The sequence below is a fragment of the Sphingomonas edaphi genome (assembly GCF_003583725.1).
In the GTDB taxonomy this organism is placed as follows: Bacteria; Pseudomonadota; Alphaproteobacteria; order Sphingomonadales; family Sphingomonadaceae; genus Sphingomicrobium; species Sphingomicrobium edaphi.
The window spans coordinates 91858-113618 of sequence record NZ_QXTF01000005.1 but is presented as its reverse complement, the minus strand read 5'-3'; the positions used below and the strand labels follow the sequence as shown (position 1 = coordinate 113618).

Genomic DNA, 21761 nt, shown 5'->3' with positions numbered 1-21761 from the left:
CGCGCCGATCGTCATTGGCCGCGACCATCTCGACAGCGGCAGCGTCGCCTCGCCCAACCGCGAGACCGAGGCGATGATGGATGGCAGCGATGCAGTCAGTGACTGGCCGCTGTTGAACGCTCTCCTCAACACTGCCTCCGGCGCGACCTGGGTGTCACTCCATCATGGCGGCGGCGTCGGCATGGGATATTCGCAGCATAGCGGGATGGTGATCGTCGCCGACGGGACCGAAGATGCAGCCCGTCGGCTCGAGCGCGTGCTGTGGAACGACCCCGGCACCGGCGTCATGCGCCACGCCGACGCGGGCTATGACATCGCCATCGACTGCGCGCGCGACCAAGGCCTCGACCTGCCGATGGTGGGTTGATGGGTCGGGCGGTCAGAGGACCGCGGAACTAACCCGGTTTCGGCCGTTCTTCTTTGCGGCATAAAGCAGCTTATCGACCGACTGGACGAAGCTGCGGCATTCCATTGTCGGTGACGGGATAACCGTGCCGACGCCGATGCTGGCGGTGACGAAGTCGGCACAGTCAGACGTTTCGTGGGGCACTTTCAGTCCGCTGATCATCATCCGGCATCGTTCTGCCATGGCCCGCGCCGCCTCGCCGTCGGTTTCGGGCAGCAAGATGGCAAATTCCTCGCCGCCGTATCGGGCAACCACGTCGCGGCGGCGGCGGCCCAGCTGCTTTAGCGCGGAGGCAACGCTCACCAGGCAGTCGTCACCTTTCAGGTGCCCATATAGATCATTGAATTGCTTGAAATGGTCGATGTCGATCAGCATCAGGGTCAGAGGCTGGCCACTGCGCCGCGCGCTTTCGAACTCGTTTTCCAGTCGGCTGTCGAACATGCGCCGGTTAGACGCACCGGTCAGTCCGTCCTCGAACGACAAGGCCTCTAGGCGTTTCTGCATCTCTAGTAGCTGTTCCTCATTGCGCTTGCGGTCGGTGATGTCGAACATGAAGCCGATCAGGCAGTCGACCTCGCCGCTATCAAGGCGTACGACATGGACCACGTCGCGAATCCAGACATAGTCGCCGTCCTTCGTCAGCGCTCGATAGTCGGCCTCATGGTCGACCCCCGCCATCGACTGGCTGACGCAGAAGTTGACGACATATTCGCGGTCGTCGGCGTGCATGCGCGATGCCCAGTCGTCGACCGTGTTCCAGCTATCCTGCGACCAGCCCAGCAAATCCTCGATCTGCGGGCCGATATAGGCAAACTGCTTGGTTGCCCAGTCGATCTTCCATGGAATGGCGCGCGTGGACTCGAGCAATGTCTTGTACACGCCAAGGTCGCTGCCGGACTCGCCGTCGAATTTGAGGAACTGCAGCGCCCGCGGGTCGATCGACAGGTTCATGGGATACGCACCTCAAAACGGGTTAGGATTCGACGGACCAGCTTGCTAGCGCGCGGCTGGGTGCCGCGAAATGACGTGACTGCCACAGGGGCCTTTGAAAATGCGTAAAGAGCGGCTTCCTCATCGCCGCTTGCCGCGCTGGAGTCTGGCAGCGCCGCCGCGAATCTGCCAGAGCGCGCGCCATGCTTGCTCTCGATCCCAAAGCCATTGACCTCGCCACCCTGCGCCAGCTTTGGCGGGGCGCGCCCGCAAACCTCGACAACGCCAGCCTGGCGCGCATCCGCGCATCCGCCGCATCGGTGGAGCGCATCGTTGCTGGCGGTGCGACCGTCTATGGCATCAACACCGGCTTTGGCTTGCTGGCCAACACCCGCATCCCGCAAGAGCGGCTGGCGGAGCTTCAGCGAAACCTGATCCTGTCGCACAGTTGCGGACTCGGCGAGATGCTGCCGCGCGGCGTTGTTCGGCTGATGATCGTCCTCAAGCTGCTTGGCCTCGGTCGCGGCTATTCGGGTGTCCGGCCGGTCGTGATCGACGCGCTCCAGACACTGCTCGACAAGGATGCAATGCCGCTCATCCCGGCACAGGGCAGTGTCGGCGCTTCGGGCGACCTTGCGCCGCTCGCACACCTTATTGCCGCGCTACTGGGCGAAGGACGCATCGATATCGCGGGCGACATTCTTCCGGCGCGGCAGGCGCTCGCCAAGCTTGGGCTGCCGCCGCTTGAGCTCGGCCCGAAGGAAGGACTAGCGCTGATTAACGGCACGCAGGCCTCGACTGCGATCGCCCTCGATGCGCTATTCACGGCCGAACGAGTGTTCGGAGCCGCGGTTGGCGCCGGCGCGCTGTCCGTTGATGCGTTAAAAGGTTCGGCCAAGCCCTTCGATCCGCGGATATCCGAGGTGCGCGGCCAGCCCGGCCAGATTCGCGTCGCAGCCGAGCTTCGCGGATTGCTAGACGGCAGCGGCATCCTTGCCAGCCACGCAAGCGAATGCGTTAAGGTGCAGGACCCTTACAGCTTCCGCTGCCAGCCACAGGTGATGGGTGCCGCGCTCGACTTGCTGGTCAATGCCGCGCGGACGCTAACCATCGAAGCGGGTGCGGTGACCGACAATCCGATTGTCTTCGAGGATGAAGACATTGCGATCAGCGGTGGCAATTTTCACGCGCAGCCCGTGGCCTTCGCCGCAGACATTATTGCAATGGCGCTGTGTGAAATCGGCAGCCTGTCGGAACGCCGCACGTCGGTCTTGGTCGACCCCAAGATGAGCGGGCTTCCTGCATTCTTGACGGATGATGGCGGGGTGAACTCGGGGCTGATGATTCCGCAGGTTACGGCTGCGGCTCTCACCTCCGAGAATAAGTCGCTTGCCTTCCCTGCCAGTGTCGACTCAATCCCGACCAGCGCAGGACAGGAAGACCATGTTTCGATGGCACCGATTGCCGCCCGCAAGGCCGCGACGATCGCCCGAAACGCGGCGGGTATCGTTGCCGTCGAATTGATAGCCGCTGCACAGGGCGTCGACTATCATGCGCCGCTAACGACCAGCGCACCGCTGCAGTCCTTGCACGAAAAGGTCCGCGCCCTGTCGCCGCATCTTGAGGCCGACCGTTACTGGGCCGACGAGATGGCGGCGCTGCAGGGCGCAATCCTAGATGGCTCTCTTCTGCCCAGGCTGTGGCTCTGACAGCCTATTTCTCGCCGAGTTCCGTCAGTATTTGGGCAGCGGTCATCGGCCCATTGGCATAAGTATCAGAGAGGAACGTGATCGTCGTCCTGAATTCGATGCTCGCCTTGGGACTGCCTGGAATCCCCATTTTCTTTGCTGCGGATTCGATAGCGTTGTCCTGCGCCTACGTCGTCACCGGATTGATCACCGGCCGCAACTGTTAGCGGACGCGGATCCAGTTCGATGTCTTACAAACCACTCCAAGCACACAGCCGCGTACGGCCAAACGGTTAGCGCCAATCTGTCGGATGGTGCCAGTGGCATGAATGTTTCGGTCGGCAAGAAAGACTTTGGCGCGGTAATTATTTGCGCCGATCGGGCGAATCTGGCGGATGAGCGTCGCGCCGATCAGGTCCGTTCCGCTACCGCGCTGCGCCTTTGCCTGCTGCTTGCCCGAGGCTTTGACGACCGTGCCGCATAGTGTCGGGCCGCACGGCTTTATGTCGACCTGTAGGTTGCCCTTTTTCCAGCGTCCCTCAATCGGTGCTCGTGCGTCGGCGGTTCCGGAAATGCCCAACGTGAGCAGGGCGGCGATGATAATGGCTGCTCTGGTCATGGAAGAGGGCGATATTCCAACAATGTGGCGCGGATGGGTCGCCAGCATTGCTCGCAAATTAACAAGTGCGCCTAAACGCGCTATTGATAATCATTCGCACGTAAGCTAGCCGGCTCCCAACACCAGAGGGAATTTGTCCATGCGTCCTGCTTTGCGCGCGGCGTCCGCCACGCTGTGCTTCCTTGCGCCCACCCCCCTTCTTGCCCAGCAGACTGAGTCCGCGTCCGACAGCCCAGAAACTGCCTTGGTCGACCCGGACGCCATCATCGTCACCGGCACGCGCACCCGCCTGCCGGTGACTGCATTACCACTGACCGTCGACGTGCTCGGCGGGCAGGAGTTCATCGACCAAGCGGCGGTTTCCGGATCGGTGATAGACGCGGTGTCCGCCCGGCTGCCCGCTTTTTCCCCGACACGCGAGAAACTGAGTGGCGCGGGCGAGTCGCTGCGCGGCCGCTCGCCGCTATTCGCGATCAATGGCGTCCCGCAATCGACTCCGATCCGCGACGGTTCCCGCGACGGCTTCACCATTGATCCCTTCTTCATTGACCGGGTCGAGGTGATTTACGGCTCTAACGCTTTGCAGGGTATCGGCGCGACCGGCGGCGTGGTGAACCAGGTGACGGTTGGCGCGCCGGTTACCGACGGCGTCAGCGTCCGGACCCTTATCCAAGGCACGGCTCAGGACGGCTTTGACGGCGAAGCGTTGGGCGGCAAGGTTGCCGGCCTGGTCGGTTACCGTGCCCGTGACTTTGATTTTACTACCGGCGCCACCTTCGAGCGGCGCGGCGCCTTCCTCGACGGTCACGGCGACCGCATCGGGGTAGACAGCACGCAGGGCGAAATCCAGGACACCGACAGCTGGTCCGTTTTCGGCCGCATCGGCTACGAAATTGGCGCAAGCACCCGTGTCGAACTCGTTGCCAACCGGTTCGAGCTGAAGGGCCGAGGCCATTACGTTCAAGTCCCGGGGTTCCCGGCCACCAGCGTCCGTGGGGAAACCGAAGGCGTCCCACCCGCCAACCGCGCGGAATTGCTCAGCGCGTCGCTGACTAGCGGCGAGCTGGCGGGCGGCGAACTCACTGCTCAGGCCTTCTTCAGCGGCACTCGGGACATTTTCGGCGGAAGCACCGCCGGCACCTTCCAGGACCCCAGCATCGCGCCCGTCGGCACCCTGTTCGACCAGTCGGTCAACAAGAGCCGCAAGCTCGGTGCGAAATTCGGCTACGAACGCACGCTCCCCGGGTTCGATGCGCTGACGCTGACCGCAGGGCTCGACCTGCTGCACGACCGAACGGCGCAGACCCTGCTCGAAACAGACCGCGCATGGGTGCCGGAATCGACCTTCTTCAGCGTCGCGCCATTCCTCCAAGGAAATCTGAAGCTGCTCGACGGCAAGCTCCGGCTGGCCGGCGGCGCGCGTTATGAAAAAGTCACGCTCGACGTTCCAGATTTCACGACGCTCGCTTCCTATGGCTCGCGCAACGTCGCTGGCGGCAAGCCAAGCTTCGACAAGGTATTGCTCAACGGTGGCGTGATCGTGGAGCCGCTCAAGGGCCTCCGCGCCTACGCCAGCTATGCCGAAGGCTATACGATCGCCGACGTCGGCCGCATTCTGCGCGCGATCAATGTCGATGGCGTCGACGTAGACAATTTCCTGACTCTCGAGCCGGTCGTATCTAATAATCGTGAGATCGGGGTCGAATGGAAGCAGGACTTCCTCAGCGCCAGCGCAGCCTATTGGTGGTCATCGTCGAGACTCGGCTCGCTTCTCGTCCGCAATGCCGACGGAATCTACGACGTCGCCCGCCAGCCGATCAAATTGGAAGGCCTAGACCTGTCGATCGAGGCGAAGATGCCGGTCGAAGGACTAAGCATTGGCGCTGCCTACGCCCGGGTGCGCGGGCGGACCGACAGCAACGACGTCGATACCAAGGTCAACAACGATCTGGACGGCGCCAACATCGCGCCAGACCGCATCAACCTTTACGCCGCCTATGCGCGGGGACCGCTCGATGTGCGCGTCGCGGCGCGCTTTTACTTAGAACGGCAATTCAACGACGCCGCCACCGTCACCGACTTCGAAGGTTATACGTTGGTCGACGCGTCGGCCGGCTACCGCTTCGGCAAGCATCGGATCAGCCTGTCCGCGATGAACGTACTCGACAAATATTATGTCAGCTACAACAGCGACACCGTTTCCCCGACCGATCCGGCGCGTTTCTTCGCCGGGCGAGGGCGGACCCTGACGCTTGGCGTCACGAGCGAGTTCTAGATGAAGACGCTTTCCATTCTCCACCGGTGGTCGGGCGCGCTGGTAGGGCTCCTGCTTGCCTTGCTCGGCCTGACAGGGACCATTTTGGTTTGGGAAGGGGAGTGGATTGGCGTCCCCGGCGCCGGTGACGCCGTGATCGAAGAGGTCGACCGGATCGGCGCGGTCGCCGAACGCGCCGCGGCCGGCGGCGCGCTGCGCATCACCTTCGCCAGCGAAGAGATAGGCCTTCACCATATCGCGAAAGAGGGCGGGGCGGGCGAGTATGTCCGGCAGGACGGTGGTGTCGCGGCAAGCTGGTCCAGCCAATGGGAACGGCCAGAACTTTGGATATTCGACTTTCACCATCACCTGTTCGCGGGCGAGACAGGCGAACTCGTAACTGGCATTGCCGGCATCTTCGGACTGGCGTTCGTGATAACTGGATCGATCCTGTGGTGGCGCAGCCGCCGCACGTTCGAATGCCGGCTCTGGCCACGCACGATGCAGCCAGGCCCAATCGTCCGCCACCACCGGGACATTGGCATCGTAACGTCGCCGTTATTGCTCATCTCCTTCCTCACGGGCATCGGCATGCTGTTCCCCTCTGCCGCTCGAGTGGTGCTGGCGCCGCTGGGTACCATGGAAGTCGCGAAAAAGTCGCCGACGGCTGACGCAGGGCCGGGTCCCGCGCCAGTCGGCGCCATGCTGATGAAAGCGAAGGCGCGCTTCCCGCAGGCGAAGCTCCGGCGGCTTACCATTCCGTCTAAGCCGGGTGGCGCATGGTCGGTCCGGATGCGTCAGCCGTTCGAATGGACGCCCAACGGTCGCACGACCCTTTTCTTCGACGGCCGCGGCCAGTTGCTCCGCGTAGATGATCCGGCCACCACCGGGCGGGCGGCGTTGGTCAACGAAACTTTCTATCCGGTTCACACAGGCAAGGTCGGTGGCGTGGCGTGGAAGCTGGCCATGACCCTGTCGGGCGTCGCGCTGACCCTGCTTGGCTCGCTCGCCGTCTGGTCTTTCTGGGTCCGCCGCTTCCTCCATCGCCGTTCGCGGCGACCGCAGGTATCACCTGTGCGCCAGGCGAGTGCCGAAGCTGCCTAGTCCAAGTCGGCGGCGCTGTGCCGCTCGTCGATAAGCGTCGGGTTGCGTTCGGTCGGACTGCGGTTGACGCGGCGCCCGCGCTGGACGGCGGGACGCTGCAGCAATTCATCCACCCACCGGTTGAAATGGCGATAATCCTTTGTCGACAAGAACGTCGACGCATTGCCATAGGCCTCGCCCAGCGCGACCATTCCGTACCAGGGCCAGATCGCCATGTCCGCGATGCTATATTCATCGCCCGCCATGTACCGGTGGCTGGCCAAGTGCCTGTCTAGCACGTCGAATTGCCGCTTCGCCTCCATCGCATAGCGATCGATGGCATATTGAATCTTCACCGGCGCATAGGCGTAGAAATGGCCGAACCCGCCGCCCAGGAAGGGCGCCGACCCCATTTGCCAAAACAGCCAGCTCAGCGCTTCGGTTCGCGCCGCCTTGTCGGCGGGCAGGAAGGCGCCGAACTTTTCCGCCAGATAAAGCAGGATCGATCCGCTCTCGAATACTCGCTGCGGCCTCTTGGCATCGCTCCGGTCGAGGAGTGCTGGGATTTTCGAGTTGGGATTCAACGCGACGAAGCCCGACCCGAACTGGGCGCCCTCGCCAATGTCAATTTTCCAAGCATCATACTCGGCGCCGACGTGGCCTTGGGTCAGTAGTTCTTCCAGCATGATAGTGACCTTTTGCCCGTTCGGAGTGCCGAGCGAATATAGCTGCAGCGGATGTTCGCCGACCGGCAGTATCTTGTCATGCGTCGCGCCGGCTACGGGGCGGTTGATGCTGGCGAAGGCCCCGCCGCTGGGCGCATCCCAACTCCATACCTCGGGGACCATGTAATCGGCGGGAAGGGAAGGAATTTCGGCGTTCGCGCGATCGGGCACGAGATGCTCCTGCAAATGGGTTGCAGAAGGAAATGGGTCGCGACTCTCTCCGCCGCAAGATCAGGCGAGGCGGGACAGCACCATTCCCGCGACGATGGCGGCAAAAGATACTAGGACGCTGGCCGCGACGTAAGTTCCGGCTGTAACTGGCGAGCGCTCCCACAGGGTCAGCGCGTCCAAGCTGAAGGCAGAAAAGGTGGTGAAGCCGCCAAGGAATCCCGTAACCAGGAACAGGCGCCACGGCTGGCCTGTCCCAAATGCGCTGAACAAGCCGATCAGTAGGCCAATCAGGAAACTCCCCACCACATTGACGGCCAGCGTTCCCCAAGGGAAGCCGGGGCCGAAAGCTTGAAGCGTTGCCCGCCCGACGGCATGCCGCGACATTGCGCCAAGGCCACCTCCGACGAAGACAAGTAGCCAGCTCACCTGCTAGTGAACTGCCGCGACCTGGTCGTCCGGCTTTTTGTGGAATTGCTTGACAACCAGTACGATGATCCCGCCCACAATACCCCCCGCGATGGCTGCGCCGATCGCATTGGCGATCCACTCCAACGCTGCGCCGATGCTGCCTCCACCGACCGCTTCGGCGACTGAGTGGGCGGCATCGTGCACCATGTGGGGGATGGCGGGAGCGCCCAATTCTTCCATGCCGTGCAGCAAAATACCGCCGCCTACCCAAAGCATCGCTGCCGTTCCGATCACTGACAGCGATTTCAACAGCTTCGGCACTACACGCACTAGTGCACGGCCAATTGCACGCGACGCGGCGTTAGCCCGATCGGCGAGGTGCAGGCCGATATCGTCGAGTTTGACGATCAGCCCGACTACTCCATAGACCGCTACCGTAATCGCGACCGCGACCAAGCCCAGCGCGGCCGCCTGTTGCGGCAGCGCCATGCCATCAAGCTCGTTCAGCGCGATGGCCATGATTTCTGCCGACAGGATGAAGTCTGTCCGTACTGCGCCCGCGACCTGGCGGTCTTCCAGTTCTTCGGGCGTATCCGCCTGCAGCAGTTCCTTTTCGGCGTGATGATCGTGGGCAATGGCTTCCAGGATCTTTTCGGTTGCCTCGAACGCCAGATAGGCGCCGCCCAGCATCAATATGGGCGTAATCAGAAATGGGGCGAATGCCGATAGGGCAACGGCGCCCGGCAAAAGGAACAGCAGCTTGTTTTTCAGCGACCCTCTGGCGATCTTCCAGATGATCGGCAGCTCGCGTTCCGGGGACAGGCCGGTGACGTAGCGCGGCGTGACGGCGGTATCGTCGATAACGACGCCCGCGGCCTTGGTTCCCGCCTTGCCGACGGCGACACCCACGTCGTCCATGCTGGACGCAGCCAGCTTGGCGATCATCGAAATGTCGTCGAGCAGCGCGATCAATCCGGACGGCATGAATTTCCCCTTGTTGGTGAAGACTGCCTAGCCAAGCTTTTGGAGACTTGCCAGCGCCCCCGCTTTTGACGCACTGCCGGCCCATGCTTTCGATGGAATTCATCAAGACGAACCGCGCCGACGTCGATCGCGCGATCCGCGACAAGGGCGTCAGCGTCGACGTCGATGCGCTGCTGGCGCTTGATGCCGAGGCGCGAGCCCTCAAGACGGAAATCGACAATCTCCGCGCCGCCCGTAACGCGATCAGCGCTCGCTTCAAGGACGCGACGCCAGAGGAAAAGGCCGTGCTCGGTGCCGAAGCCAAGGCCGCCGGCGCCCGGGCATCCGAGCTCGAAAGTCAGCTGGGGGGGAAGCAGGACGCGATTAATGCGCTCATGATGAAGCTTCCCGGCATTCCCTGGGACGGCGCGCCGGTTGGGCCAGATGAAAGCTTCAACAAAGTCATCCGCACCGAAGGCGAAGTGCCTAATTTCGGTTTCGAGCCGCTCGACCATGTCGCGCTAATCGAAAAGAATGACTGGGCCGACCTGTCGCGCATCGTTCAGGTGTCGGGTAGCCGCACCTATTGCCTCAAGGGCCGCCTCGCGCTGCTCGAAACCAAGCTGATGGGCTGGGCGCTCGATCGGATTGCTACGGCCGGCTTTACCGCCATCACCGTCCCCGCAATTGCCCGCGAGCAGGCCTTCCTCAATCAGGGCCAGTTCCCTGGCCACGTCGAGGAAACATATGCCCTTCCCAATGACGACGCCTATCTGGCGGGCACGGCTGAAGTCGCCCTGACCTCGCTTCATTCGGGCGAGATCGTCGACGGCGCGAAGCTGCCGATCCTTTACGCTGGCTATTCTCCCTGCTTCCGTCGCGAGGCGGGCAGCGCGGGAAAGGACGTGCGTGGCCTGCTGCGCGTCCACCAGTTCCTGAAGGTCGAGCAGTGGGTGATGTGCGATGCGGATCCGGCCGTCTCCGCCGAATGGCACGAAAAGCTGCTGGGCCTCGCCGAGCAACTGCTGACCGCCCTCGAAATCCCTTACCAGGTGATCGAGACTTCGACCGGCGATATGGGCCTCGGCAAATATCGCATGAACGATATCGAAAGCTGGGTGCCCAGCCTCGGCAAGTACCGTGAGACGCATAGCTGCTCAACCCTGCACGACTGGCAGGCGCGCCGCGCCAATCTTCGCTACCGCGACAGCGAGGGGAAGGTCCGCTTCGCCCACACGCTTAACAACACCGCGCTCGCGTCCCCGCGTATTCTCGTGCCGCTGCTGGAAAATCATCAGACTGTCGACGGCCGGGTCCGCCTGCCAAAGGCGCTACGCGATCTGATGGGCGGAGACGAATATCTCTAAAGTGGCCAATCCGGACGAGCAAATCCCGCCCGGCTGGCGGCGGCTGAGCGAGTTCTTCTGGCAGCTGCCCCGCATCGCTTACTCTTTCGGCCACCTCGGACCGCGTGGCCCGGAGGATGGCCCGCCCGCGCTGGTCATCCCCGGCTTCATCGCCAACGACCGTACGGTGATGGAGCTTCGCCGCGCGCTCGCCGACGCGGGCTGGCGGGTGCATCCTTGGGACAGCGGCTGGAACCTAGGCGCCCGCGCCGACACGGTCGATCGCATCGCCGCCCGCCTCGACTCCATTTCCGCAGATCAACCTGTGCTCGTCGTCGGGTGGAGCCTCGGCGGCGTCTTCGCCCGCGAGGTCGCCCGCTCCCACCCGGACCGCGTCCGCGCCGTCATCACTCTAGGCAGCCCGTTCAGCGGCGATCCCAGGCTCAACAACGTTTGGCGCCTCTACGAATGGGTCGCGGGGCACCCCGTCGACGACCCGCCGATTGAACGCATCACCGACAAGCCGCCGGTACCGACGCTGGCCATCTGGTCCCGTGCCGACGGCATTGTTAGCCCTCGTGCGGCCAGAGGGCTCGCGCACGAAAGTGATCGCGCGGTCGAGTTTGACTGCACACACATGGCGTTCGGGGTCAGCCGCACGACCGCCCGGCGAGTAGTGCAGGAAATCGACAGCTTCCTGAAAAGCGTTGCGGAATAAGCGCTATTTCTTGTTTCGGTAGCGAAAACACCCCATTTTCAGCTTTATGAAGTGGGAGAAGACGTCGCGAGCGCCCAAGGTGGCACCGCCCAGCGCCGACGATACTGCCCCGTCCGGCTGGCTCCGGTTTCGCGAGGTCGTTTGGCATTTCCCCCGCCTGCTGTCCGGTCTCGGCCCGCTCGGACCGCGCGGCCCAGAGGACGGCCCGCCCGTGCTCGTCATCCCCGGCTTCCTCGCAACGGATCGCACGACGATGGACCTGCGCCGCGCCTTTGCCCGCGGCGGCTGGCGAGCGCACCCCTGGCTGCTCGGAGTCAACACCGGCGCCAAGAAGGACACGATGCAGTCGCTCGGGGGAAGGCTGGAAGCCATCTATGATGGCCGTCCAATCCTACTCGTCGGCTGGAGTCTCGGTGGCCTATTCGCCCGCGAACTCGCTTGCCGCCAATCCGACAAGATCCGCGGTGTCGTTACCCTTGGTACGCCTTTCAGCGGCGACCTCAAGACCAACACCAACGTTCGCGAATTTTACGAGCGGATCGCCGGGCACGATGTCAACCAGCCCCCGTTTGAGCGGTTCGGTACCAAGCCGCCTGTTCCCACTCTCGCCATTTGGTCCAGCAAGGACGGCATCGTTGCCCCCGCCGCCGCGCGCGGCTTGGCGCATGAAAGCGATAAGGCGGTCGAAATCCCGACACTGCACATGGGCTTCGCAGTTTACCGCCCCGCGCTCAGCTGGATCGTCCGCGAAATCCGCGTTTTCCTGACAGAGGTCGAGGGCAAGGCGCCAGAGCTAACGCCGCAGCGTCAGGACTGATCGCACGACAACGCCGCAGCGCCTTCCATCACCCTAGCCCACAGCAGCAGCGCCTCGCGATCCTCCCCGTCGGCCAAAGCCGCCAGCTCGCAGATCAATGTCACCACTCTCGTCCAATCGAGGGCTTCCGGCTGCAGGGACAGGGGCGCGGGAGGCGCGGGACGCACGGGTACAAGACAATCGGGCATGGGCGGATTGTGCCTGCCCGATCAGTTGCAAAGCGCGTACCTTTCCACCGGCGACCCGCTGGCAACGACGAACGGAGAAATCGTTTCGGCCCCGCCTGCCTCGCGCTGACTAGGCGTCGTCTCCCATACGGAGCGCCGCTATGAATGCCTCCTGCGGGATGCTTACCGATCCATACTCCCGCATCCGCGCCTTTCCCTTCTTCTGCTTTTCCAGAAGCTTGCGCTTTCGCGTCGCGTCGCCGCCGTAGCATTTGGCGGTGACGTCTTTCCGCATTGCGCTGATGGTTTCGCGCGCGATGACTTTGCCGCCGATGGCGGCCTGGATCGGGATCTTGAACAAGTGCCTGGGGATCAGTTCTTTCAGGCGTTCGCACATGCCGCGGCCGCGGATCTCGGCGGTGCTGCGGTGGACGATCATACTCAGCGCATCGACTGGCTCTTCGTTGACCAGGATGCTCATCTTGACCAGGTCGCCTTCGCGGTGGCCGATCTGGTGATAGTCGAAGCTGGCATAGCCCTTCGACAGGCTTTTGAGCCGATCGTAGAAATCGAACACGACTTCGTTGAGCGGCAGCTCATATTTTACCATCGCCCGCGTGCTGCTGCCGTGGCCGACGTAGGTTAGGTCCTTCTGGATACCGCGCCGGTCTTGGCACAGCTTCAGGACCGCACCCAGATATTCGTCGGGGACGTAGATGGTCGCCTCGATCCACGGCTCCTCGATGCTCGCGATCCGGTTTGGGTCGGGCATGTCGGCCGGGTTGTGAAGCTCGATGGTCTTCGCGTCCTCGGTCTTCGATTTCGAAAGGTGCATCTTGTACACCACCGACGGCGCGGTAGTGATCAGGTCCAAATCATATTCGCGGGTCAGCCTCTCCTGAATGATCTCCAAGTGGAGGAGGCCGAGGAAGCCGCAGCGGAAGCCGAAGCCTAGTGCCGCGCTGCTCTCCATTTCGAAGCTGAACGACGCGTCGTTGAGGCGCAGCTTATAGAGACTTTCGCGCAGCTTCTCGAAATCGGCCGCGTCGGTCGGGAACAGGCCGCAGAAGACGACCGGCTGCACTTCCTTGAAGCCCGGCAGCGGTTCGGTCGCGGGCTTCTTGACGTCGGTGATCGTATCACCGACCGCGGTCTGGCTGACTTCCTTGATCTGCGCGGTGATGAAGCCGATCTCGCCGGGGCCAAGCTCTTCCAGCTGTTCGATCTTCGGCGTCATGCAGCCGACGCGGTCGATCAGGTGGGTGGTGCCCGCCTGCATGAACTTGACCTGCTGACCCTTGCGGATCACGCCGTCCATTACTCGGACGAGGATAACGACGCCTAGGTAGGGGTCGTACCAACTATCAACCAGCATGGCTTTCAACGGTTTGTCGCGGTCGCCCTTGGGCGGCGGGATTTTGTCGACGATCGCCTGCAGTACCTCGTCGATGCCGATGCCGCTCTTCGCGCTAGCCATCACCGCTTCCGACGCGTCGAGGCCGATAATGTCCTCGATCTCGGCGCGGACCTTCTCGGGTTCGGCGGCAGGCAGGTCGATCTTGTTGATGACGGGCACGATTTCATGGTCGTGCTCGATCGACTGATAAACGTTGGCCAGCGTCTGCGCTTCCACGCCCTGTGCCGCATCGACGACCAGCAGCGCGCCCTCGCAGGCGGCGAGGCTGCGGCTGACCTCATAGGCGAAGTCTACGTGGCCTGGCGTGTCCATCAGGTTTAGCTCGTAAGTCTCGCCGTCGGCGGCCTTCCACTTCAGGCGCACCGTCTGCGCCTTGATAGTGATCCCGCGCTCCTGCTCGATCTCCATGTTGTCTAGCATCTGCCCGCGCGTCATTTCGCGCTCGGTTAGCCCGCCCGTGCGCTGGATCAGCCGGTCGGCCAGGGTGCTCTTCCCATGGTCGATATGCGCGATGATCGAAAAATTCCGGATTTTCTGAAGGTCTTGAGCCAATTTTTCCAACATCGCGCATCTCGCGCACAAAGGTGAGATTGCCGCGCCCGCTAGCAGAGGGAATGCGCTGTGTCATCGGGGGCGTGGAACCTTGCGTCGCGCGGGCCGTCTCATCCGCTTCAACAGGGAGTTTGCGCGATGGGTATGGAACGGGTTCGGCGGATCGAGACCTGGGCGCGACTGGGCTATGCCGCGCGAGGGGTTGTTTATCTTTTGCTGGGCTGGATCGCGCTATCGTCGAACAAGGCACTATCGACGGGCGAGACGGTCCAAGCCGTCAAGGACCTCCCGGGCGGGACGGTGCTGCTCGTCGTGCTGGCGCTCGGCCTCTTTGGTTATGGTTTATTTAAAATCTACAGCGCGGTCGTAGATCTCGACGGCGAGGGGCATGAGCCCAAGGGGCTGGTCGTGCGCGTGTTTCGCGCCATCGGCGGCGCCGGCTATTGGGTGCTATCGTTCATCGCGGTGAAGCAGTTGACTAGCGAGCGGCCTTCGCCGGTGGAGGCAGGCGCTGCTAGCGGGTCAGGCGGGACTCAGCAGGAGGCGGCGCGAGAGGTCGCGCAGGCCGCTGGTGGCGATATGCTCTTGACCCTGTTGGGGGTTGCCGTGCTGGCCGTTGCGGCCAGCCAGTTCGTCATCGCCTTTCGCGCGAAATTCATGGACGACATGCCCGGCGCCCCGCGCCTTGCGAAGCCTGCGGGCCAAGTCGGCTATGCGGCCCGGGCGCTGGTAATGACCATTGTCGGCTGGTTCGTCCTGCAGGCAGGCATCGACGGCGAGCGGTTGCGCAGCTTCGGTGATGCTCTGGCACTCGTTCGGGACGCCAATCCGCTACTGTTCAAGGGCGTTGCAGCAGGGCTTGTCTTGTTTGCGATTACCAGCCTGATCATGGCCCGCTACCGGCAGATCGCCGACGACGACGTTGTCGCGCGCCTGTCGGCCAAAATGCACCGGATCGACCCCCGCAATCATACTTCTAGTTAAGCAGCCGAAATGATATAGCCTCCCTCGCGCTCGATAGGCGCAAGGGAGGCGGATCATTATTCCGCGCGTATCGCGGGCCGCGGCAGGGGTGCGGCATCTGGCCTCCTTTCATTCGATTGGGAGGCAATTTACATTATGTCGAAGTCGTTCATGCACGCAGCGCTGGCCAGCGCGGTACTGGTCACCTCCGCGCCCGCGCTCGCGCAGACCAGTAACACCGGCGCCAGCGAATCCCGCAAGATGCAGTCCGCGGCAACCGCTCAGATACCGCAATGCGCCCGGCCGCTGGGTGTCCTCGCCATCGTCGAGCCGGAGGACCAGTGGTGGCGGCAGCTTAACCTCGGCAGCCCGGAAGCCGTCATCAAGGTATTCGTACAGAATTCCCGCTGCTTCACCATCGTGAACCGAGGCCGGTCGATGCAGAGCCGCGCGATGGAGCGCGCGTTGGCGGATTCCGGTGAGCTCCAGCAGGGATCGAACCTCGGCAAGGGCCAGGTGAAGGCCGCGGACTTCTTCCTTGAACCGAACATCGTAACCGCCAACCAGAACTCGGGCGGCGGCGGAGCGGGCGCCGCGATCGGTGCGCTGGGCGGCCTGTTCGGTGGCGGAGGCCGCTTCGTGGGCGGACTAGTCGGCGGAATCAACGTCAAGAAAGGCGAAGCCAACGTCACCCTGTCGGTCGTCAATGCCCGCACTACGGAGGAATATGTCGTGGAAGGCTATGCCCGGAAGAAGGACATTAGCTGGGGTGCCGGCGGCGGAGGCGGCTGGTGGAGCGGCTTCGCGGCGGCCGGTGGTCACGGCTATCAAAATACCGAAATCGGCCAGGTCATCGTGCTGGCTTACCTTGATGCCTATACCAAGCTAGTCGGCCAACTCGGCGGCATCCCGCAAGGCGCACCGGCCGCGCGCTAGCGGCCAGAGCTCCGCGCGGCCCGGTTCGTGCCGGGCCGCGTCGTTCGTCGATCTCACGACGCCGTTGGTCGATGATGGTTGCATCGGCGGCGGGCGTCCTTAGGGTTCCCCACTGATCATTGGGGAGCCTTTTCATGCGTTTAATCGATCGTCGCCTGACCATCCTGCTTGCCAGCGTCTCGCTGGCCGCTTGCGCCACGGCGCCGGCCATTCAGACCGCCGCGCCAGCGGGCGTGGCGCCGGTCGCGGCTGTTGCTGTACCGGCCGAGCCGGTACCAGTCGCTTCGCTGGTCCAGGAAGTTTCGATCCCGCACCAGAAATTCGTGCTCGAAAATGGGCTGACCGTGTTGGTCCATGAAGACCACAAGGCGCCCGTTGTCGGCGTTTCGGTCTGGTACAATGTCGGCTCCAAGGACGAGCCCAAGGGCAAGACCGGCTTCGCCCATTTGTTCGAACATCTGATGTTCAATGGGACCGAGAATCTGCAGGGCGACTATTTCAAATATTTGCAGCAGATCGGCGCCACCGACCTTAACGGGACGACTTCGTTCGACCGCACCAACTATTTCCAGACCGTCCCTACTGGCGCGCTGGAACGGGTGCTGTTCATGGAAAGCGACCGCATGGGTCACCTGCTCGGCGCGGTGAGCCAGGGTGTGCTCGATAATCAGCGCGGCGTAGTGCAGAACGAAAAGCGGCAGGGCGATAATCGCCCCGGCGGTCTCGTTTTCTACGAGGTGCTGAAGGCGCTGTTCCCCGAAGGGCACCCTTACCGCCATTCAACAATCGGTTCGATGGCAGACCTTGACGCAGCCAGCCTGAACGACGTCGGCAACTGGTTTCGCGATAAATATGGCCCGAACAATGCAGTGCTAGTGCTGGCCGGCGACGTCGATGTCGCCACCGCCCGGCCGCTGGTCGAGAAATATTTCGGCTCGATCGCCCGCGGCCCGGTCAACAATCCGGCGCAGGCTGCCGTGCCGGTGCTGTCCGCAAATTCGTCGATGGTAATGAAGGACAATGTCGCCACCACTACAGTGTCGCGTTACTGGCCGGTGCCGGGTCTGCTCGACCCGCAACTGGTAGCGCTTGACGTCGGCGGATCGGTGCTTGGCGGCCTCGCCAGCTCGCGCCTCGACGAGGTAATGGTCCGCAACGAGAAGATCGCGACCTCGGTGTCCGCCGGTCTCTACGCGTTCCAGCGCGTCGGCGTGTTCAACGTTCAGGCGACGGTAAAGCCCGGCGTCGATCCGGCGCTGGTCGAGAAGCGGCTGGACGAGCTCGTCGCAGATTTCATTGCCAAGGGACCAACCGATGACGAGGTGCGCCGCGCGTCGGTCAGTGAAGTTGCTGGCCGCATCCGCGGTCTGGAACAGGTTGGCGGATTCGGCGGCAAGGCGGTGACCCTGGCGGAAGGACAGACCTACACCGGCGACAGCGACTGGTACGCCAAGAATTTGGCCACCTACGCCTCGATCACGCCGGACGCGGTCCGCGCAGCCATGCAACAATGGCTGACCGAGCCGCGCTTTGCGCTGACGCTCGAGCCGGGCCAGCGGCCTCCGTACGAGGAAGCCAAGTCGGTTGCTGCCAAGGGCGGCAAGTCGGCGCCCAAAAATGCCACCGCGGCCAAGCCCGGTCCGAAACGTGAAGTGCCGCCGGTCGGAACGCTCGCCGGCCTCGACTTTCCGGACGTCACGGTCACTCGCCTCGCGAACGGGGTTGAGCTGCAATATGCGCAGCGCGCCGCCGTCCCGGTCACGCAGCTGGCCTTGTCATTCGATGCGGGTGACGCGGCCGACCCCGCCAATGCGCGTGGGCTGCAGTCGATGGTCATGACCATGATGGATGAGGGCACGACCAGCCTGTCATCGCAGCAGGTGGCCGAGGCACAGGAGCGGCTGGGCGCGGATATCAGCACCGGAAGCTCGCTGGACCGCTCGTCGGTGGTGCTGTCGGCGCTGTCGGCCAATCTGGCGCCATCCCTCTCGTTGCTTGGCGACGTCGTAAAGAACCCGGCGTTCGATGCAGCCGAGCTTGAGCGCGTGCGCACCCAGCGGCTCACTGGCATTGCTCAGCTGCAAAAGGATCCGAACGGTATTGCCCAGCGTATTTTGCCGGCGCTGCTGTTCGGGGCCAATCATCCCTACGCGACGCTGGCAGGCGGTGACGCCGCGGCCATCCAGCGCTTCACCCGGGACGAACTGGTTGCCTTCAAGGATAGCTGGATCCGGCCCGACCGAATGAAGGTGTTCGTCGTATCCGACCGCCCGCTGTCGGAAATCCAGCCTCTGATCGAAGCGGAGTTTGGCCGCTGGGCCGCGCCGGCCGTCCCCGCGGGCGTGAAGAACTTCTCGGCGATCCCGGCTCGTCCGGCCAGCCCGCGCATCGTTCTGGTCAACCGGCCGGATTCGCCCCAGTCGGTGATTATCGGCGGGCAGGTCACGCCGGCCGACCCGCGCGACAATATCGAAGCGCTGATCAGTGCCAACGATGTTCTGGGCGGCAACTTCCTGAGCCGTATCAACATGGACCTGCGCGAAGCCAAGGGCTGGTCTTACGGCGTTCGTGGCTCGGCTCAGCTTAGCGAGAAGGCAGTGCCCTATGTCATTTCCGCACCGGTTCAGGCCGATCGGACCGGCGATTCAATCAAGGCGCTCAACGAGCAGATTGGCGGCTTCCTCGGTACCAAGGGCGTGACCGGAGAAGAGCTGGAGCGGACGATCGCCAACCGCGTCAACGCGCTGCCGGGCCAGTTCGAGACGTCGAGCGCGGTCCTGTCGGCGATGATGTCGAATGACCTCTACGGTCGTCCGACCAACTATCAGGAGACGCTGGCCGCCAAGTACCGTGGCTACTCGGCGGGCAGCTTGGACGCGGCGATCCGTGGTGCGGTCAATCCCGAGGGGTTCGTCTGGGTCGTGGTCGGCGATGCGGCCAAGGTGAGGCCGCAACTCGACAAACTCGGCATCCCTGTCGAGGTCGTCCAGCCGCGATAGCCTAAATGAAAGGCGGAATCGGCCCGGCGGAGCGCGACGCTCTGGCCGGGCCCTTTCTTTAGGCCTCTTGTTGGGCCGCGTTGTGAAACAAGGCGGCCGACAGCAGCCAGATGAGCGCAAAGCCCGTGCTGAACAGCCCGCCGCGAAGATCGCTATTCATTCCAGCCAATCCGCCGATTGCCTGAGCAACTGCTGCGACAGCCAAAGCTAGCGCCATGCCCGACGCACGGAACCGGGTGACCACCGATCCTGAGAGCGCCAGCACGATTACGCCGAGGAAGACGAGATTGTACGGATTGTCCTCCGACCCGATCATCCCGACTGCGCCATTCACCCAGATGGTGAGAAAGGATGCGGCCAACGCCGCCGCGACGCCGCCGCGATACGCCCAGCTTGCCGACCTCCGGACCGTGAACTCGTAAAGGGCGCCTACTCCGCCAATTAGCGCCGCCGCGAAAACAAAATCAGCCGAGGTCCAGTTCACCTCACGGGTGAATTGCATTGCGGCCAGCGGCAGCAGGACAAGTCCCAACGCAATCCCCCATCCAGCGATCCGCCACTTATTCGTCCAAGGTTGCGCTAGCTTCGACACTAAATCCTCCATCAGTTGTCCCGGCTTGGCGTGGCGGAGTTTCAGCTGGAAAACATGAGGGGGACGTGAGGAAAATCTGAAAACGCATTTATTGTCGTTGCAGGACGAACTATCATCGCGCCGAACCTAGGTCCCCGCAGGAGGTGGAGATGCGCGTTTTAGTCGGTCTTGGTCTCGCTTTGGCCTTCGTGGGCGGTACCGCAAATGCCGAAAAGGCAGCGGCTCCCGAAGACAAAATCGTCTGTAAGCGCACCAACAATACCTACACCGGATCCAATCTGCACCGGCCCAAGAAGACTTGCATGAAGGCTTCGGAGTGGAAGTTGCTTGAAGATGAAAAGGACCGGACGATGCGCCGCGTTCAGGATGGCAACGGGCTCAATCCCAACCAACCGACGTCACTGGGCGGTGGGCCGGGCTGAGCGCCAAGGATTAGCGCAGCCGAGTGACGTGACCCATCTTGCGGCCGGGCCTGGCCTCTCCCTTGTTGTAGAGGTGCAGTGCGGCGCCCGGTTCCGCGACAAGTTCAGCCCAGCCGTCGACGTCGCGGCCGATCAGATTCTCCATCGTCGCGCCTGATGCGACCAGGCCGGGGTCTCCCAGCGGCAGGCCGAGAATCGCGCGTAAATGCTGCTCGAACTGGGAAGTTCGCGCGCCCTCGATCGTCCAGTGGCCACTATTGTGCACGCGCGGCGCAATCTCGTTGACGACCGCGCGCCCGGAGCAAGCGAAGAACTCCACCGTCAACACGCCGACATGGTCGAGGGCGTCCGCGATGGCCCGCGCCATTTCAATGGCGTCGGGTTCGAGATCGCTAACCGGCGCACCCGCCGGGACGATCGACTCGCGAAGGATGCCGCCGTGGTGTTCATTGCGGGTCAAGGGAAAGGCGCAGGTTTCGCCGTCCGCCGTCCGCGCTAGCACCACGCTGAACTCCGCCTCGAAGGTCATGCGCGCCTCGGCGACCGCGGGTTGGCTGTTGATCGTCTCCCATGCAGCCTCGGCCTCCTCGGCCCGATGGACCCAAGCCTGCCCCTTGCCGTCGTATCCTAGACGCCGGGTCTTCAGCAGGATCGGACTACCGAGCTGCTCTAGCGCTGTCCGCACATCGCCGACTTCATTTACTTCACGCCATGGGGCAACATTGGCGCCGGTGCGCTCGATAAAGTGCTTCTCGACGGCGCGGTCCTGCGCGATTTCAAGGCTGCGGGTACCCGGCCGAATCTTTCCATCGAGCACATCGAGCGGCGCGACGGGTACATTTTCGAATTCGTAGGTAACGACATCACACTGCTCGCCGAAGCGGCGCAGCGCCTCGCGGTCGTCGAACGCCGCGCGGGTGAAGGCGCCCGACACTTCGGCGGCGCAGGGCGACTCGTGCGGATCGAAGATGTGGCAACGATAGCCGATCCGCGCGGCCGCCATCGCCATCATTCGGCCAAGCTGGCCGCCGCCAATGATGCCGATCGTGGAGCCGGGCCGGAGACTCATTCGGGCTGTTCGGGAACCGCGTCGGTCTGTTTGGAGCGCCAATCAGCCAAGCGGCCGGAGAGCGCCTCGTCAGTGGTCGCCAGCATGGCGGCGGCGAGAAGCGCCGCGTTGACCGCGCCGGCGCGCCCGATGGCGAGTGTCCCGACTGGGATCCCGGCTGGCATCTGGACGATAGACAACAGGCTATCCATGCCTTTCAGCGCCTTGCTCTCGACCGGCACGCCGAGCACCGGAAGCTCGGTCATCGATGCGGCCATGCCGGGCAGGTGCGCGGCCCCCCCGGCGCCGGCGATGATCGTCTTGAGCCCACGACCTTTTGCGCCATGGGCGTAATCGTAGAGCCGCTGGGGCGTGCGGTGGGCGGAGACAACCTTGCTTTCGTGGGCGATGCCGAGCGCTTCCAGCGTCTCGGCGGCATGGCGCATCGTTTCCCAGTCGGACGTGCTGCCCATGATGATCCCGACCAGCGGTTCCGCCATCTGCCTGTTCCTGCCCCCGGACCGTCAAAAATGGCGG

At 63.3% G+C, this 21761-nt stretch carries 20 protein-coding genes and 1 pseudogene; 11 read left to right on the top strand and 10 right to left on the bottom strand.

From position 1 onward, the window contains the following. Positions 1-367: pseudogene (locus D3M59_RS11915) on the top strand (urocanate hydratase); the annotation flags it as partial. Between the two features lie 12 nt (positions 368-379). Here the strand turns inward: D3M59_RS11915 and D3M59_RS11910 are convergent. After that, the gene (locus D3M59_RS11910; RefSeq protein WP_119533898.1) at positions 380-1357 is read right to left on the bottom strand and encodes a GGDEF domain-containing protein; all 978 of its coding nucleotides are present in this window, start codon (positions 1355-1357) and stop codon (positions 380-382) included. Between the two features lie 182 nt (positions 1358-1539). Between D3M59_RS11910 and hutH the strand changes: the two genes are divergently transcribed. Further along, positions 1540-3045 carry a histidine ammonia-lyase gene (gene hutH, locus D3M59_RS11905; protein WP_119533897.1) on the top strand — a complete coding sequence of 502 codons (1506 nt, stop codon included), beginning with the start codon at positions 1540-1542 and terminating at the stop codon, positions 3043-3045. A 202-nt stretch (positions 3046-3247) separates the two neighbouring features. Here hutH and D3M59_RS11900 read toward each other — a convergent pair whose 3' ends face one another. Next, positions 3248-3643 (bottom strand): DUF2147 domain-containing protein, encoded by a 396-nt coding sequence (locus D3M59_RS11900; protein WP_158582024.1) that lies wholly within the window; start codon positions 3641-3643, stop codon positions 3248-3250. 139 nt (positions 3644-3782) lie between these two features. Between D3M59_RS11900 and D3M59_RS11895 the strand changes: the two genes are divergently transcribed. After that, complete coding sequence (locus tag D3M59_RS11895; protein ID WP_233543254.1) at positions 3783-5918, top strand: TonB-dependent receptor; 2136 nt, start codon at positions 3783-3785, stop codon at positions 5916-5918. After that, complete coding sequence (locus D3M59_RS11890; RefSeq protein WP_119533894.1) at positions 5919-7001, top strand: PepSY-associated TM helix domain-containing protein; 1083 nt, start codon at positions 5919-5921, stop codon at positions 6999-7001. Here D3M59_RS11890 and yghU read toward each other — a convergent pair. The 3 genes from yghU to D3M59_RS11875 form a co-directional block, all read right to left on the bottom strand. Continuing rightward, positions 6998-7828, bottom strand: coding sequence for a glutathione-dependent disulfide-bond oxidoreductase (gene yghU, locus D3M59_RS11885; protein ID WP_119533907.1), 831 nt, complete (start codon positions 7826-7828; stop codon positions 6998-7000). The genes D3M59_RS11890 and yghU overlap by 4 nt on opposite strands. A gap of 108 nt (positions 7829-7936) precedes the next feature. Then, positions 7937-8302 (bottom strand): fluoride efflux transporter CrcB, encoded by a 366-nt coding sequence (gene crcB / locus D3M59_RS11880; RefSeq protein ID WP_119533893.1) that lies wholly within the window; start codon positions 8300-8302, stop codon positions 7937-7939. A gap of 3 nt (positions 8303-8305) precedes the next feature. Continuing rightward, positions 8306-9268: a DUF808 domain-containing protein gene (locus D3M59_RS11875; RefSeq protein ID WP_119533892.1), complete on the bottom strand. Its 963-nt coding sequence runs from the start codon at positions 9266-9268 to the stop codon at positions 8306-8308. 83 nt (positions 9269-9351) lie between these two features. On the opposite strand from D3M59_RS11875, the gene serS reads away from it, so the two are divergent. The 3 genes from serS to D3M59_RS11860 are packed head-to-tail and all read left to right on the top strand — an operon-like array spanning position 9352 to position 12128. After that, on the top strand, positions 9352-10614 hold the full coding sequence (gene serS, locus D3M59_RS11870; protein ID WP_119533891.1) for a serine--tRNA ligase: 1263 nt from the start codon (positions 9352-9354) through the stop codon (positions 10612-10614). 1 nt (position 10615) lies between these two features. Next, positions 10616-11311 carry an alpha/beta fold hydrolase gene (locus tag D3M59_RS11865; protein WP_119533890.1) on the top strand — a complete coding sequence of 232 codons (696 nt, stop codon included), beginning with the start codon at positions 10616-10618 and terminating at the stop codon, positions 11309-11311. 46 nt (positions 11312-11357) lie between these two features. Further along, entirely contained in the window at positions 11358-12128 is a 771-nt protein-coding gene (locus D3M59_RS11860; protein WP_119533889.1) for an alpha/beta hydrolase family protein, read from the top strand. Here D3M59_RS11860 and D3M59_RS12145 read toward each other — a convergent pair. Further along, complete coding sequence (locus D3M59_RS12145; RefSeq protein ID WP_158582023.1) at positions 12119-12295, bottom strand: hypothetical protein; 177 nt, start codon at positions 12293-12295, stop codon at positions 12119-12121. The genes D3M59_RS11860 and D3M59_RS12145 overlap by 10 nt on opposite strands. A gap of 130 nt (positions 12296-12425) precedes the next feature. Then, positions 12426-14276, bottom strand: coding sequence for a translation elongation factor 4 (lepA, locus tag D3M59_RS11850; RefSeq protein WP_119533887.1), 1851 nt, complete (start codon positions 14274-14276; stop codon positions 12426-12428). A gap of 126 nt (positions 14277-14402) precedes the next feature. Between lepA and D3M59_RS11845 the strand changes: the two genes are divergently transcribed. The 3 genes from D3M59_RS11845 to D3M59_RS11835 all read left to right on the top strand — a co-directional run bounded on the left by D3M59_RS11845 (position 14403) and on the right by D3M59_RS11835 (position 19162). Next, positions 14403-15248 carry a DUF1206 domain-containing protein gene (locus tag D3M59_RS11845; protein WP_119533886.1) on the top strand — a complete coding sequence of 282 codons (846 nt, stop codon included), beginning with the start codon at positions 14403-14405 and terminating at the stop codon, positions 15246-15248. A gap of 135 nt (positions 15249-15383) precedes the next feature. After that, positions 15384-16163: a CsgG/HfaB family protein gene (locus tag D3M59_RS11840; RefSeq protein ID WP_119533885.1), complete on the top strand. Its 780-nt coding sequence runs from the start codon at positions 15384-15386 to the stop codon at positions 16161-16163. Between the two features lie 134 nt (positions 16164-16297). After that, positions 16298-19162 carry a M16 family metallopeptidase gene (locus D3M59_RS11835; RefSeq protein WP_119533884.1) on the top strand — a complete coding sequence of 955 codons (2865 nt, stop codon included), beginning with the start codon at positions 16298-16300 and terminating at the stop codon, positions 19160-19162. A 58-nt stretch (positions 19163-19220) separates the two neighbouring features. Here D3M59_RS11835 and D3M59_RS11830 read toward each other — a convergent pair whose 3' ends face one another. After that, complete coding sequence (locus D3M59_RS11830; RefSeq protein ID WP_199662527.1) at positions 19221-19754, bottom strand: hypothetical protein; 534 nt, start codon at positions 19752-19754, stop codon at positions 19221-19223. 149 nt (positions 19755-19903) lie between these two features. Here D3M59_RS11830 and D3M59_RS11825 point away from each other — a divergent pair, with 149 nt between their 5' ends. Beyond that, positions 19904-20176 (top strand): hypothetical protein, encoded by a 273-nt coding sequence (locus tag D3M59_RS11825; protein ID WP_119533883.1) that lies wholly within the window; start codon positions 19904-19906, stop codon positions 20174-20176. Between the two features lie 10 nt (positions 20177-20186). Here the strand turns inward: D3M59_RS11825 and D3M59_RS11820 are convergent, their stop codons facing one another. Next, positions 20187-21245, bottom strand: a complete 1059-nt coding sequence (locus D3M59_RS11820) for a 5-(carboxyamino)imidazole ribonucleotide synthase (protein WP_119533882.1) — start codon at positions 21243-21245, stop codon at positions 20187-20189. Further along, positions 21242-21724, bottom strand: a complete 483-nt coding sequence (gene purE, locus D3M59_RS11815) for a 5-(carboxyamino)imidazole ribonucleotide mutase (protein ID WP_119533881.1) — start codon at positions 21722-21724, stop codon at positions 21242-21244. Before purE ends, D3M59_RS11820 begins: the two co-directional genes overlap by 4 nt. Positions 21725-21761 lie beyond the last annotated feature (37 nt).